Here is a 13,597-nt window from a genome sequence, read left to right as displayed (position 1 = left end):
ACGGGGAGCGGTCCTGCCGCGCCAGGCGGGCGGGCCGTAGCGGCGCCAGATCTCGTTCCAGCGGCCGAGCCTGCCGACGGCCAGCATGATGATCAGGGCGATCAGCACGTAGTAGGCGTAGACGACCACGACCGAGGCGAAGCTGTGCGGCTCGGCCCAGGAGTCCGGGATCATCGCGTAGAGCGGCAGGAGCCACCAGCCGCCGAGGTAGCCGTTCCACAGCAGCGACCAGACGAGCCAGCCGACGAGGAAGGCGATCAGCGCACCGCTGATCAGCTGGCGGGCGGGGATGAGCTCCGGTTCCTCCTGCGCGCGGGGCTTGTGTCCCAACCTCCACACCCCGGGCAGCGCCTCCGGGCGTGGCGCCCTCAGCCACGCCAGGAACCCCGAGCTGTCCGGTTGCGGCGGAACCGGCGGCGCCGTGGGCATGGGCGGCACCGCGGAGCGTGCCCGCGGCACAGGATTCGCATGCGTCTCCCGCGCGTCCCGCGTCCCGTCGCTGTCCATCGCCCTCGCTCCCTGACCAGCCGCTTCCGTCCACCTTCAGCGGCCAATCTAACGCCCTCACCAAGGGAGTTCACCGATTGCGCGGCCGAGCGGGCCCGGGTGCTCCCGGATGCGCCATGTCCACCGCGGACAACCCGATCCGCCGACAACGCCCACATGGAGCATGCCCACCCCACGCTCCCCGTCCTAGCCTGCGAGAAAAGAAGGCAAGAAACCGCAATTCCCCCCAGGAGCCCCTCATGAGCGACCTTCCGCAGGAGCGCCGCGTCGTCACCGCCATCCCCGGCCCGAAGTCGCAGGAGCTGCAGGCCCGCCGTACCGCCGCGGTCGCGCAGGGCGTGGGCTCCGTGCTGCCCGTGTTCACCGCGCGCGCGGGCGGCGGGATCATCGAGGACGTCGACGGCAACCGGCTGATCGACTTCGGTTCCGGCATCGCCGTGACGTCCGTCGGCGCGTCCGCCGAGGCCGTCGTACGCCGGGCCTCCGCCCAGCTCGCCGACTTCACCCACACCTGTTTCATGGTCACCCCGTACGAGGGCTATGTGGAGGTCGCCGAGGCCCTCGCCGAGCTCACCCCGGGTGACCACGCGAAGAAGTCGGCGCTGTTCAACTCCGGCGCCGAGGCCGTCGAGAACGCCGTCAAGATCGCGCGGGCGTACACCAAGCGGCAGGCCGTGGTGGTCTTCGACCACGGGTACCACGGGCGGACCAACCTGACGATGGCGCTCACCGCCAAGAACATGCCGTACAAGCACGGCTTCGGGCCGTTCGCGCCCGAGGTGTACCGGGTGCCCGTGGCCTACGGCTACCGCTGGCCGACCGGTCCGGAGAACGCCGGTCCGGAGGCCGCCGCGCAGGCCATCGACCAGATCAGCAAGCAGGTCGGCCCGGACAACGTGGCCGCGATCATCATCGAGCCGGTGCTCGGCGAGGGCGGCTTCATCGAGCCGGCGAAGGGCTTCCTGCCGGCGATCCGCAAGTTCGCCTCCGACAACGGCATCGTCTTCGTCGCCGACGAGATCCAGTCCGGGTTCTGCCGCACCGGCCAGTGGTTCGCGTGCGAGGACGAGGGGATCGTCCCGGACCTGATCACCACCGCCAAGGGCATCGCGGGCGGACTCCCGCTCGCCGCGGTCACCGGTCGCGCCGAGATCATGGACGCCGCGCACGCGGGCGGACTGGGCGGCACGTACGGCGGCAACCCCGTGGCCTGCGCCGGTGCGCTGGGCGCCATCGAGACCATGAGGGAGCTCGACCTCAACGCCCGGGCGAAGACCATCGAGTCGATCATGAAGCCCCGGCTGACCGCCATGGCCGACAAGTTCGACGTGATCGGCGACGTCCGTGGCCGCGGCGCCATGATCGCCGTCGAGCTGGTCAAGGACCGTACGACCAAGGAGCCGAACCCGGAGGCGACCGCCGCGCTGGCCAAGGCCTGCCACCAGGAGGGCCTGCTGGTCCTGACCTGTGGCACCTACGGAAACGTCCTCCGCTTCCTGCCCCCGCTGGTCATCGGCGAGGACCTGCTCAGCGAGGGTCTCGACATCATCGAGCAGGCCCTCGCACGGATCTGAGATACAGGGAATCCGCAGCTCACGCACAGGAAGCCGGTCTCCCGCGCCCCAGCCGTCCCAGCCGTTTCGAGCGCCGGGACTGCGCGGCTGGGGCGGCGAGCGGCAGGCCGTGTGAAGAACGTGTGCGAGGTGTCTGTCGGGACTCGATTCCGCCTGTCTTCGGCCACCGGACTGCCGTAGGTTCTACCCAGATGAGAGATACACCCCGCCCACAGGGGACTGTGGGCGACTTCAGGCCGTGGCCTCCCCAGCTACGACCTGGTCGTGCCCTCGCGCACACACACGGAGCCTCAGGCTCCGGATCTCCTCACCGATCGGACAGTCGCCCGCCCCAAACCCCCCGGGGTGGGCGTCCATCCGGTCAGATCGGCCGCCTCGGAACGACCCCCCCTGTTCCGGGGCGGCCGGCCTCCTTCTTCCTCCTCTTCCTCGGGCTTCCCGCCCTGCTCTTCACGCTGATCACCTGGCAGGTCGCGGCCGGCGGCCTGCTGGTGCGCGTGGACAAGCGGGTGAGTCACGCGCTCGTGGATCCGCGACGCTTCTACGAGGTCCTCGCCGACCTGGGCAACATCGGTGTCGCCGTCCCCGTGCTCGCCGTCGCCATCGGGTACGTCGCCTGGCGCGGGCGCGCCACCGGTACAGACCGCTGGTGGCTGCCGCCCCTGGCCGCGGCCGTCCTGATGGCGCTGGTCCCGACCCTGGTCGTCCCGCTGAAGGTGCTGATCGACCGTCCGGGTCCGCCGGTCACGGGCCCGGGCACCGGCTACTACCCGTCCGGCCACACCGCCACCGCCTCCGTCGCGTACGGCGCGGCGGTCCTGCTCCTCCTCCCCCGGCTCCGCGCGGTGTACGCCCGGCGGGTACTGGTCGTCGCCTGCGCGGTGGTGAATCTCGCCGTCGGCTACGGCCTCGTGCGGCGCGGCTACCACTGGCCACTGGACGTCGTGGCCAGTTGGTGCCTGTGCGCGCTGCTGTTGACGGGCCTGTGGATGCTCCTCAGCCGAAATAGCCGTCGAACGTCTTCTGGAACTCCCCGTTCGAGTAGCGGTCCCAGTTGATCGACCAGGTCATCAGGCCGCGCAGCGCGGGCCAGGTGCCATGGGTGGGGTACGAGCCGCAGTTCGCCTTCCTCGTCAGGCAGTCGAGGGTCTTCACGACCTCGGCGGGGCCACGTAGCCGTTGCCCGCGTTCGTCGAGGCGGGCATGCCGATGGCCACCTGGTCGGGGCGCAGCGGCGGGAAGACGTTGGCCGGGTCGCCCGCGACGGGGAAGCCGGTGAGCAGCATGTCGGTCATGGCGATGTGGAAGTCGGCGCCCCCCATCGAGTGGTACTGGTTGTCCAGCCCCATGACCGGGCCCGAGTTGTAGTCCTGGACGTGCAGCAGGGTCAGGTCGTCGCGCAGGGCGTGGATGACCGGGAGGTAGGCGCCGCAACGGGGGTCCTGGCCGCCCCACTTGCCGGTGCCGTAGTACTGGTAGCCCATCTGCACGAAGAAGGTCTCCGGGGCCATGGTGAGCACGAACCTGCTGCCGTACTTCGCCTTCAGGGTCTTCAGCGCGGAGATCAGGTTGACGATCACGGGGGTGGTCGGGTGCTTGAAGTCCGTGTCGTCGGCGTTGAGGGAGAGGGAGTGGCCCTCGAAGTCGATGTCCAGGCCGTCGAGTCCGTAGGTGTCGATGATGTTCGAGACCGAGGAGACGAAGGCGTCACGGGCCGCGGTGGTGGTCAGCTGGACCTGGCCGTTCTGGCCGCCGATCGAGATCAGCACCTTCTTGCCGGCCGCCTGCTTGGCCTTGATCGCCGCCTTGAACTCGGCGTCGGACTCGACGTTCGGGCACTCGGTGACCGGGCAGCGGGTGAAGCGGATGTCGCCGGAGGTGACGGAGGTCGGCTCGCCGAAGGCCAGGTCGATGACGTCCCAGCTCGCCGGGACGTCGGCCAGGCGGGTGTAGCCGGAGCCGTTGGCGAAGCTCGCGTGGAGGTAGCCCACCAGGGCGTGGACGGGCAGGTCCGGCGTCCCGCCGGTCGAGCCGGTCGTGGTCGTGGCCGTCACGGCGGACGACTTCGCGGACTCGCCGGCGTCGTTCACGGCGGTGACCTGGAAGCTGTACGCGGTGGACGGGGACAGCCCGGAGACGGTGGCCGAAGTGCCGCTCACCGACTGGACCTTGGCGCCGTCGCGGTAGACGGCGTAACTCGTCGCGCCGGTGACGGCGGACCAGGACAGGGTGACCGAGGAAGAGGTGACGGCGTCGGCCCTGAGGCCGGTGGGGGCGGCCGGGGGCTGTCCGGTGGAGGCGCCGCCCGGGCCGACGAGCGAGATGTCGTCGGCGTGGTAGGCGCCGGTGCCGTACCAGCCGTGGGTGTAGATCGTGACCTTGGTGGTGGCCGCGCCGGTGGTGAACGTGGTGGTCAGCTTCTGCCAGTCGGCGGCGGTCGGCGTCCAGGCGGAGACGTCGGTGGTGCCGGTGCCGGACGCGCCGAGGTAGACGTACGAACCGCGGACGTAACCGCTCAGCGTGTAGGTGGAGTTGGGCTGGACGGTCACCGTCTGCGCGCACTGGGCGTTGTCGCTGCCGGCCGGGGTCGCCCGCAGTGCCGCGTTTCCGCTGTGCACGGGTGAGCCGACCGTCGTGCCCGCGCTGCAACTCCAGCCGTCGAGGCCGGACTCGAAGCCTCCGTTCCGCGCCAGGTCCGCGTCCGCCGCACGGGCGGCCGACGAGAGCGCGGTGAGGCCGGGCAGGGCCAGCACGGTGGCCGTGAGCACGGCGAGGAGGGATCTGGTGCGTCTGGGGCGGTCCACAAGAGCCTCCGGGCATGGGGGACTTGGAGGGTGGAGCGTTGCGATGACGGAGTGCGCCCAACTTGGTCCAGACCAATCCTGTTGTCAAGGGCTGAGGCAACAACCCGGCAGCCGGTCCGCCAACGCCCCAAAGGGCGCGGGAGCTGCGCGACCGGCCCCCACGACGCCTCAGTCGACCGACAACCTCCCGCCCCACGGCGTTCAGTCGTCCTCCGCCAGGCCCGCGGCAGCTTCGTGCATGGCCAGTTCCAGCAGCGCCGGGTCCGTGAGGGTGCCCGAGCCGTCCGGCGGCACCAGCCAGCGGACGCCGCCGGTGGAGCGGCCCGGGTACGGCACCACGATCCAGGTGCCGGCGCCCGCCGTACGGATGCCGGTGCCCAGCCAGCGGGCGGCGGTTCCGGGCGGCACGAAGAAGCCCATGCGCGCGTCCCCGAAGTCGACCAGCACCGGGCCGAGCTGGTCGAGGATGCGGGTGAGCACGTCGAGCGTGGGATAGCCGAGCTCGCCCGGCAGGATCAGCACGTCCCAGGCCTTGCCGGCGGGCAGCAGCGCGACCCCGAGGGGGTTGCGCTCCCACTCCCAGCGGCAGGCCTCGGGATCCGGAGCAACGGATGCCAGCCACTCGACCGCCGTCTTCGCCCCAGCCATGAGAAGACCTCCCTCTCTCCTGGACGCTGGTCGCGTCACGGGAGAGAGGGAGATCTCTGGTCCGCATTACGCGGGTTTCGTTCACCCTTCGGAGTGAACCGGGTCACATGTGAACGACTAGCTGTCGAAACCGAGCCCGAGTCTGTCCATCGTGCGCAGCCACAGGTTGCGGTGGCCCGCGTGGGAGTCGGCCCGGGCGAGGGACCACTTGGTGAGGGCGATGCCGGCCCAGGCGAAGGGTTCGGGCGGGAAGGGGAGCGGCTTCTTGCGGACCATCTCCAGCGAGGTGCGCTCCGTGGCCTCCCCGGCCAGCAGGTCGAGCATGACCTCGGCGCCGAAGCGGGTGGCGCCGACGCCCAGGCCCGTGTAGCCGGCCGCGTACGACACCCGGCCCTGGTGCGCGGTGCCGAAGAACGCGGAGAAGCGGGAGCAGGTGTCGATCGCGCCGCCCCACGCGTGCGTGAAGCGGACGCCCTCCAGCTGCGGGAAGCAGGTGAAGAAGTGCCCGGCGAGCTTGGCGTAGGTCTCCGGGCGGTCGTCGTACTCGGCGCGCACCCGGCCGCCGTAGTGGTGGACCGCGTCGTAACCGCCCCACAGGATGCGGTTGTCGGCGGAGAGACGGAAGTAGTGGAACTGGTTCGCCGAGTCGCCGAGCCCCTGGCGGTTCTTCCAGCCCACGGAGGCCAGTTGGTCGGCGGTCAGCGGCTCGGTCATCAGGGCGTAGTCGTAGACCGGGACGGTGTACGCCCGCACCCGTCTGAGCAGGTTGGGGAAGACGTTGGTGCCGAGCGCGACCTTGCGGGCGCGCACCGAGCCGTACGGCGTGCGTACGGCCATCCCCGCGCCGTACGGCTTCAGGGAGAGGGCCGGGGTGTGCTCGTACATGCGGACGCCGAGGCGGAGACAGGCTCGCTTGAGGCCCCAGGCCAGCTTGGCGGGGTGCAGCATGGCGACGCCCCTGCGGTCCCACAGGCCCGCCTGGAAGGTCGGTGAGTCGACCTGTTCGCGGACCGCGTCGGCGTCCAGGAACTCGACGCCCTCGGCGAGCCCCTGGCGCTCCATCTCCTCGTACCAGTCCCGCAGTTCCCAGGCCTGGTAGGTCTCGGTGGCCACGTCGATCTCACCGGTGCGCTCGAAGTCGCAGTCCAGGCCGTGGCGGACGACCGCCTTCTCGATCTCGTCGAGGTTGCGGGCGCCGAGTTCCTGGAGCTTGTGGATCTCCTCCGGCCAGCGGGTCAGGCCGTTGGGCAGGCCGTGGGTGAGGGAGGCGGCGCAGAAGCCGCCGTTGCGCCCGGAGGCGGCCCAGCCCGCCTCCCGGCCTTCCAGCAGGACGACGTCCCGTCCGGGGTCGCGCTCCTTGGCGATCAGCGCGGTCCACAGTCCGCTGTAGCCACCGCCGACGACCAGCAGATCGCAGGTCTCGGTGCCGGTGAGCGCGGGCTCGGGGTGGGGCTTGCCGGGGTCCTCCAGCCAGTACGGGACCGGCTGCGCGTCGGAGAGTGATGTCGTCCAGCGGTTCATGGCGCCTGGGGCCATGATGTCAACTCCCTACAGGCTTATGCCTTTTGCTTGTTCCTGCGATTACTGATCACCATGGACGTCAGGACCAGCAGGACGGCGACCAGGAACATGGTCGTGCCGATGACGTTGATCTGAACGGGCGTTCCGCGCTGTGCCGAACCCCAGACGAACATGGGGAAGGTGACGGTCGAGCCCGCGTTGAAGTTGGTGATGATGAAATCGTCGAAGGAGAGCGCGAAGGACAGCAGCGCGCCCGCGGCGATTCCCGGTGCCGCGATCGGCAGAGTGACCCTCAGGAAGGTCTGCGCCGGGCTGGCGTACAGATCCCGCGCGGCCTCCTCGAGGCGCGGGTCCATCGACATCACGCGCGCCTTGACGGCGACGACGACGAAGCTGAGGCAGAACATGATGTGGGCGATCAGGATCGTCCAGAAACCCAGCTGGGCACCCAGGTTGAGGAACAGGGTGAGCAGCGAGGCCGCCATGACGACCTCGGGCATCGCCATCGGCAGGAAGATCAGCGAGTTCACCGCGCCCCGCGCGCGGAAGCGGTAGCGGACCAGCGCGAAGGCGATCATCGTGCCGAGGATCGTCGCGCCGATGGTCGCGAGCGCTGCGATCCGCAGGCTGATGGAGAGCGAGCCGCACATGTCGGCGACCCCGCAGGGCTGTTTCCAGGCGTCCAGGGAGAACTGCTGCCACTCGTAGTTGAAGCGCCCCTTCGGTTTGTTGAAGGAGAACACCGTCACGATGACGTTGGGGAGCAGGAGATATCCGAGGGTGATCAGCCCCGCGATGACGACGAGATGGCGCTTGAGCCAGTTGACGAAGGCCATTTAAACCAGATCCTCCGTCCCGGACCTGCGGATGTAGAAGGTGACCATGACGAGGATCGCGGCCATGAGGATGAAGGAAAGGGCGGCGGCCGTCGGATAGTCGAGAATTCTCAGGAACTGCGTCTGGATGACGTTTCCGACCATGCGGGTGTCCGTCGAACCGAGCAGGTCCGCGTTGACGTAGTCGCCGGCCGCCGGGATGAAGGTCAGCAGCGTGCCGGAGACCACGCCCGGCATCGACAGCGGGAAGGTCACCTTGCGGAAGGTGGTGAACGGCTTCGCGTACAGGTCGCCCGCCGCCTCGTGCAGCCGCCCGTCGATGCGCTCCAGCGAGGTGTACAGCGGCAGGATCATGAACGGCAGGAAGTTGTACGTCAGTCCGCACACGACCGCGAGTGGTGTGGCCAGCACCCGGTCGCCGGCCGTCCAGCCCAGCCAGTTGGTCAGGTCCAGGATGTGCAGCGAGTTGAGGGTGTGCACGACCGGGCCGTTGTCGGCGAGGATCGTCTTCCAGGCCAGGGTGCGGATCAGGAAGCTGGTGAAGAACGGCGCGATCACCAGGATCATGATCAGGTTCCGCCAGCGTCCCGCCCGGAACGCGATCAGGTACGCCAGCGGGTACCCGAGCAGCAGACACAGCACGGTCGCCGCGGTGGCGTAGAGGACCGAGCGCAGGAACTGCGGCCAGTACTCGGACAGGGCGTTCCAGTAGGTGGCGAAGTGCCAGGTGACCTTGTAGCCCTCCTCCAGGGAACCCGTCTGCACGGACGTGGAGGCCTGGTAGATCATCGGCAGCGCGAAGAAGATGATCAGCCAGAGGATGCCGGGCAGCAGCAGCCAGTACGGCACCAGGCGGCCCCGCTTGCGCGGGGGCTTCTTCTCGGGGGCCGGCGCCAGGGGCGGCGCCTCGGTGACGGCGGCCATCAGGCTGCCTCCTCCTCGACCTCGGCGACACCGGCGTCGATGTCCTGCGCCGCGTCGAGCCCGAAGGTGTGGGCCGGGTTCCAGTGCAGGACGACCTCGGCGCCGGGCACCAGCCGGGCGTCGCGGTCGATGTTCTGCGCGTAGACCTCGAACTCGGGGCAGACGGGGCTGTCGATGACGTACTGGGTGGAGACGCCGATGAAGGAGGAGTCGGCGATCCTTCCGGTGATGCGGTTGCGGCCCTCGGCGATCTCGCCCGCGTCGTCGGCGTGGGTGAGGGAGATCTTCTCGGGGCGCACACCGACCAGGACCTTGCCGCCGGTCGTCGTGGGCGCCGAACAGCGCGCCTCGGGCAGCACGAGCTTGCCGCCGCCCGCCTTCAGCACGATGTCGTCGCCGCTCTTGGAGTCGACCTCGGCCTCGATCAGGTTGGACGTGCCGAGGAAGTTGGCGACGAACGTGGTCTGCGGGTTCTCGTACAGGTCGGTCGGGGAGCCGAGCTGCTCCACGCGGCCCGCGTTCATCACGGCGACCGTGTCGGCCATCGTCATGGCCTCCTCCTGGTCGTGCGTGACATGGATGAAGGTGATGCCGACCTCGGTCTGGATGCGCTTGAGCTCCAGCTGCATCTGGCGGCGCAGCTTGAGGTCGAGGGCGCCGAGGGGCTCGTCGAGCAGGAGCACCTTGGGGTGGTTGATCAGGGCGCGGGCGACGGCGACGCGCTGCTGCTGGCCGCCGGAGAGCTGGTGCGGTTTCTTGCGGGCCTGCTCGCCGAGCTGGACCAGCTCCAGCATGTCCTCGACCTGCTTCTTCACGCTCTTGATGCCGCGCCGGCGCAGGCCGAAGGCGACGTTCTCGAAGATGTCGAGGTGCGGGAAGAGGGCGTACGACTGGAAGACGGTGTTCACCGGCCGCTTGTAGGGCGGGAGCTGGGTGACCTCCTGCTCGCCGAGGTGGACGGTGCCGCTGGTGGGGTCCTCCAGGCCGGCGATCATGCGCAGGGTGGTGGTCTTGCCGCAGCCGGAGGCGCCGAGCAGGGCGAAGAAGGAGCCCTGCGGCACGGTCAGGTCGAGCGGGTGCACCGCGGTGAAACCGTTGTCGTACGTCTTGCTGATACCGGAGAGGCGGACGTCGCCGCTGGTGTCCTTGGTCATCTTCGTCACGCCCCTGTGAGCTTCGCGAACTTCTGCTGGTAGGCCGTCTCTTCCTTCGAGCTCAGGGCGCGGAAGGCGTGGGACTTGGCCTGCATGGCCCGGTCGGGGACGATCAACGGGTTGCTCGCCGCCGACTTGTCGATCTTGGCAAGGTAGGGCACCACTCCCGCGACGGGGCTGACGTAGTTGACGTAGGCGGCGAGCTCGGCGGCCGGTCCGGGCTCGTAGTAGTAGTCGATGAGCCGCTCGGCGTTCGTCTTGTGACGGGCCTTGTTGGGGATCATCATGTTGTCCGTCGAGGTCATGTAGCCGCTGTCGGGGATGACGTAGCCGACGTGCGGGTTGTCCGCCTGCAGCTGGACGATGTCGCCGCCCCAGGCCACGCACGCGGCGAAGTCGCCCTTGGTCAGGTCGGACGTGTAGTCGTTGCCGGTGAAGCGGCGGATCTGGCCCTTGTCGACGGCCTTCTGGAGGCGGGCGATGACGGCGTCGTAGTCGTCGTCGGTGAACTTCGCCGGGTCCTTGCCCATGTCCAGCATGGTCATGCCGACGGTGTCACGCATCTCGGTCAGCAGGCCGACCCGGCCCTTGAGCTTGGGGTTGTCGAGCAGGTCGGAGACCGACTTCACCTCGACACCGTCGAGCGCCTGCTTGTTGTACGCGATGACGGTCGAGATGCCCTGCCACACGTACGAGTAGGCGCGGCCCGGGTCCCAGTCGGGGCTGCGGAACTGGTCCGAGAGGTTGGCGAAGGCGTGCGGCAGGTTCGACGCGTCCAGTTTCTGCACGTAGCCGAGCCGGATCATGCGGGCCGCCAGCCAGTCGGTGAGGACGATCAGGTCACGGCCGGTGTCCTGCCCGGCGGCGAGCTGCGGCTGGATCTTGCCGAAGAACTCGTCGTTGTCGTTGATGTCCTCGGTGTACTTGACCGTGATGCCGGTCCGCTTGCGGAACGCGTCCAGCGTGGGGTGGTGCTTCCCGCTGTCGTCGACGTCGATGTACTCGGGCCAGTTGGAGAAGTTGACCTCCTTCTCCTTGGCCGAGTGGTCGTCCGCGGAGACACCGCCGCTCGTCTTGCCGGCCGCGGGGATGCCGCAGGCGCTCAGCGCGCCGAGGCCGCCGAGGGTGAGGGCGCCGCCCGCGGAGGCGCGCAACAGGGACCGGCGGGTCATCGCCGCCCGGCCGTTGCGAAGGCTGCGCCGCATCGCGGCCGCCACGGCCGGTGACAGGCGGTCGGGCTCGTACTGCTCCATGCGCTGCTGCCCTTTCGGGAGTCGCGGCCGCGGGTCGGGCGGCCTGCTCTACTGCTGTCGGTCCCCGAAGATCGTGCGGTGCCAGTCCTTGCGGGCCACCGCCGTGTTGTCGAACATGACGTGTTTGATCTGCGTGTACTCCTCGAACGAGTACGCGGACATGTCCTTGCCGAAGCCGGACGCCTTGTACCCGCCGTGCGGCATCTCGCTGATGATCGGAATGTGGTCGTTGACCCACACGCAGCCCGCCTTGATCTCGCGGGTCGCGCGGTTCGCCCGGTAGACGTCCCGGCTCCAGGCCGAGGCGGCGAGACCGTACGGCGTGTCGTTGGCGAGTCCGATTCCTTCATCGTCGCTGTCGAACGGCAGGACCACCAGCACAGGGCCGAAGATCTCGGACTGGACGATCTCGCTGTCCTGGGCGGCGTCGGCGACCAGGGTCGGGCGGTAGTAGGCGCCGCTCTTCAGCTCCCCCTGCGGGGCCTCGCCGCCGGTGACCACGCGCGCGTAGGAGCGCGCCCGCTCGACGAAACCGGCGACGCGGTCGCGCTGGACGTGCGAGATCAGCGGTCCGAGGTCGGTGCCCGGCGCGAACGGGTCGCCGAGCCGGACGGTCTCCATGAGGGCGGCCGTCCGCTCCACGAACGCCTCGTAGAGGGGCCGCTGCACGTACGCGCGCGTGGCGGCCGTGCAGTCCTGTCCGGTGTTGATGAGCGCGCCCGCGACCGCGCCGTTGACGGCCGCCTCCAGGTCGGCGTCGTCGAAGACGACGAAGGGGGCCTTGCCGCCGAGTTCCAGGTGCAGGCGCTTGACGGTCGCGGTGGCGATCTCGGCGACGCGCTTGCCGACGGCGGTGGAGCCGGTGAAGGAGGTCATCGCGACATCGGGGTGACCGACCAGGTGCTCGCCGGCCTCCTTGCCGGTCCCGGTGACGATGTTGACGACACCGTCCGGGATGCCGGCGTCGGTGGCGGCCCGGGCGAACAGCAGCGAGGTGAGCGGGGTCAGCTCGGCGGGCTTCAGCACGATGGTGTTGCCCGCGGCGATCGCCGGGAGGATCTTCCAGGCGGCCATCTGCAGGGGGTAGTTCCAGGGCGCGATGGAGCCGACGACGCCGATCGGTTCGCGGCGGACGTACGAGGTGTGGTCGCCGGAGTACTCGCCGGCCGACTGTCCCTGCAGATGCCGGGCGGCGCCCGCGAAGAAGGCGGTGTTGTCGATGGTGCCCGGCACGTCGAACTCGCGGGTCAGCTTCATCGGCTTGCCGCACTGCAGGGCCTCGGCGCGCGCGAACTCCTCGGCACGGTCGGCGATCACGGCGGCGAACCGGTGCAGGGCGTCCGAGCGCTCGCCCGGGGTGGCACCCGCCCAGCCCGGGAAGGCCTCGCGGGCGGCGGCGACGGCCGCGTCCACGTCGTCCGGGCCGGCCAGCTCGTACGTGTAGACCTCCTCGCCGGTCGCCGGGTCGACGACGGCGTGCGTACGGCCGGACGTGCCCTTGGTCAGGCGTCCCGCGATGTACTGCGCGCCGTCCGCGAGGCGGTCCTGCGCGGGGAATCGTTCCGGGGTGGCGGTGCCCGGGTTCTGCATGTCGCTCTCCTCCGCCGTCGCCCCACGGGGGAAAGGGGGCGGGTGGCGTAGCTCCAGCTCGATTTGAGTGCCGATCCTGACAGAGGGAATGGCGGTCGACAAGTGATTCCGTTGTTGCCTTTCGGTTACGCGACGGAATCTGTCGACCAGGTGTCGAGTGAGCGTGGAAAAGGGGGGACGGAGTGTCAGTGGTGGCTGCGAGACTCGCATGCATGGAGAGGATCACGGGGAGGATCGACTCGCGGGAGGCCCTGGTCAGGGAGGTCCACGCGGGGGCGAAGATCAAGTACTTGCACTTCTGGGGGCATCGGCCGCGGGCGGACGGACAGGTCGGGGCGAGCTGTCTGAGCCAGTGGTGGCCGTCGCCGTTCACGGTGGACGGGGTCACCTACGCGACCGCCGAGCACTGGATGATGGCGGGCAAGGCGCGGCTGTTCGGGGACGCGGAGGCGGAGCGGCGGGCCCTGGAGGCCGGGCATCCCTCGCAGGCCAAGAAGGCGGGGCGGCTGGTGCGGGGCTTCGACGAGGCGGTCTGGGAACGCGAGCGCTTCGGGATCGTCGTCGAGGGCAGCGTCCACAAGTTCGCCGCGCACGCCGACCTGCGGGGCTTTCTGCTGGGCACGGGTGATCGCGTGCTGGTGGAGGCGAGTCCCGTGGACCGCGTATGGGGCATCGGCCTCACGGCGGACGACGAGGCGGCGACGGATCCGGAGCGGTGGAGGGGGCCGAACCTGCTGGGATTCGCGTTGATGGAGGCGCGGGGGCGGTTGCGGGACAAGTGGGCAG

General features: G+C 69.6%; 10 protein-coding genes and 2 pseudogenes. 3 read left to right on the top strand and 9 right to left on the bottom strand.

Annotation, left to right across the window (positions count from 1 at the left end):
• Positions 1-507: pseudogene (locus GRC12_RS32750) on the bottom strand (ATP-binding protein); the annotation flags it as partial.
• A 239-nt stretch (positions 508-746) separates the two neighbouring features.
• On the opposite strand from GRC12_RS32750, the gene gabT reads away from it, so the two are divergent.
• Both gabT and GRC12_RS32740 read left to right on the top strand, forming a co-directional pair.
• Positions 747-2,081, top strand: coding sequence for a 4-aminobutyrate--2-oxoglutarate transaminase (gene gabT, locus GRC12_RS32745; protein ID WP_208783239.1), 1,335 nt, complete (start codon positions 747-749; stop codon positions 2,079-2,081).
• A 191-nt stretch (positions 2,082-2,272) separates the two neighbouring features.
• Positions 2,273-3,139 (top strand): phosphatase PAP2 family protein, encoded by an 867-nt coding sequence (locus tag GRC12_RS32740; protein WP_208783238.1) that lies wholly within the window; start codon positions 2,273-2,275, stop codon positions 3,137-3,139.
• On the opposite strand, the pseudogene GRC12_RS32735 reads toward GRC12_RS32740, so the two are convergent.
• The 8 genes and pseudogenes from GRC12_RS32735 to GRC12_RS32700 all read right to left on the bottom strand — a co-directional run bounded on the left by GRC12_RS32735 (position 3,078) and on the right by GRC12_RS32700 (position 12,811).
• Positions 3,078-4,885, bottom strand: a pseudogene (locus GRC12_RS32735) (chitinase). The gene GRC12_RS32740 and the pseudogene GRC12_RS32735 overlap by 62 nt on opposite strands.
• Before the next feature lie 201 nt (positions 4,886-5,086).
• Entirely contained in the window at positions 5,087-5,533 is a 447-nt protein-coding gene (locus GRC12_RS32730) for a hypothetical protein (protein ID WP_208783237.1), read from the bottom strand.
• A gap of 117 nt (positions 5,534-5,650) precedes the next feature.
• Positions 5,651-7,069, bottom strand: coding sequence for an NAD(P)/FAD-dependent oxidoreductase (locus tag GRC12_RS32725; protein ID WP_208783236.1), 1,419 nt, complete (start codon positions 7,067-7,069; stop codon positions 5,651-5,653).
• 20 nt (positions 7,070-7,089) lie between these two features.
• Positions 7,090-7,890 (bottom strand): ABC transporter permease, encoded by an 801-nt coding sequence (locus GRC12_RS32720; RefSeq protein WP_208783234.1) that lies wholly within the window; start codon positions 7,888-7,890, stop codon positions 7,090-7,092.
• Positions 7,891-8,814, bottom strand: coding sequence for an ABC transporter permease (locus GRC12_RS32715; protein WP_208783232.1), 924 nt, complete (start codon positions 8,812-8,814; stop codon positions 7,891-7,893).
• Entirely contained in the window at positions 8,814-9,968 is a 1,155-nt protein-coding gene (locus GRC12_RS32710) for an ABC transporter ATP-binding protein (protein ID WP_208783242.1), read from the bottom strand. The genes GRC12_RS32715 and GRC12_RS32710 overlap by 1 nt, the downstream gene beginning before the upstream one ends.
• Positions 9,969-9,973: 5 nt before the next feature.
• On the bottom strand, positions 9,974-11,221 hold the full coding sequence (locus tag GRC12_RS32705) for an ABC transporter substrate-binding protein (RefSeq protein ID WP_208783230.1): 1,248 nt from the start codon (positions 11,219-11,221) through the stop codon (positions 9,974-9,976).
• A 48-nt stretch (positions 11,222-11,269) separates the two neighbouring features.
• Positions 11,270-12,811, bottom strand: coding sequence for a gamma-aminobutyraldehyde dehydrogenase (locus GRC12_RS32700; protein ID WP_208783228.1), 1,542 nt, complete (start codon positions 12,809-12,811; stop codon positions 11,270-11,272).
• Between the two features lie 212 nt (positions 12,812-13,023).
• On the opposite strand from GRC12_RS32700, the gene GRC12_RS32695 reads away from it, so the two are divergent.
• The coding region (locus GRC12_RS32695; protein WP_208783227.1) for an NADAR family protein at positions 13,024-13,597 on the top strand (574 nt) is incomplete at its 3' end.

This window comes from Streptomyces griseorubiginosus (assembly GCF_017614965.1).
Taxonomy (GTDB): domain Bacteria; phylum Actinomycetota; class Actinomycetes; order Streptomycetales; family Streptomycetaceae; genus Streptomyces; species Streptomyces griseorubiginosus_B.
The sequence above is the reverse complement of the archived record's forward strand: the minus strand, read 5'-3'. Positions and strand labels throughout refer to the sequence as shown.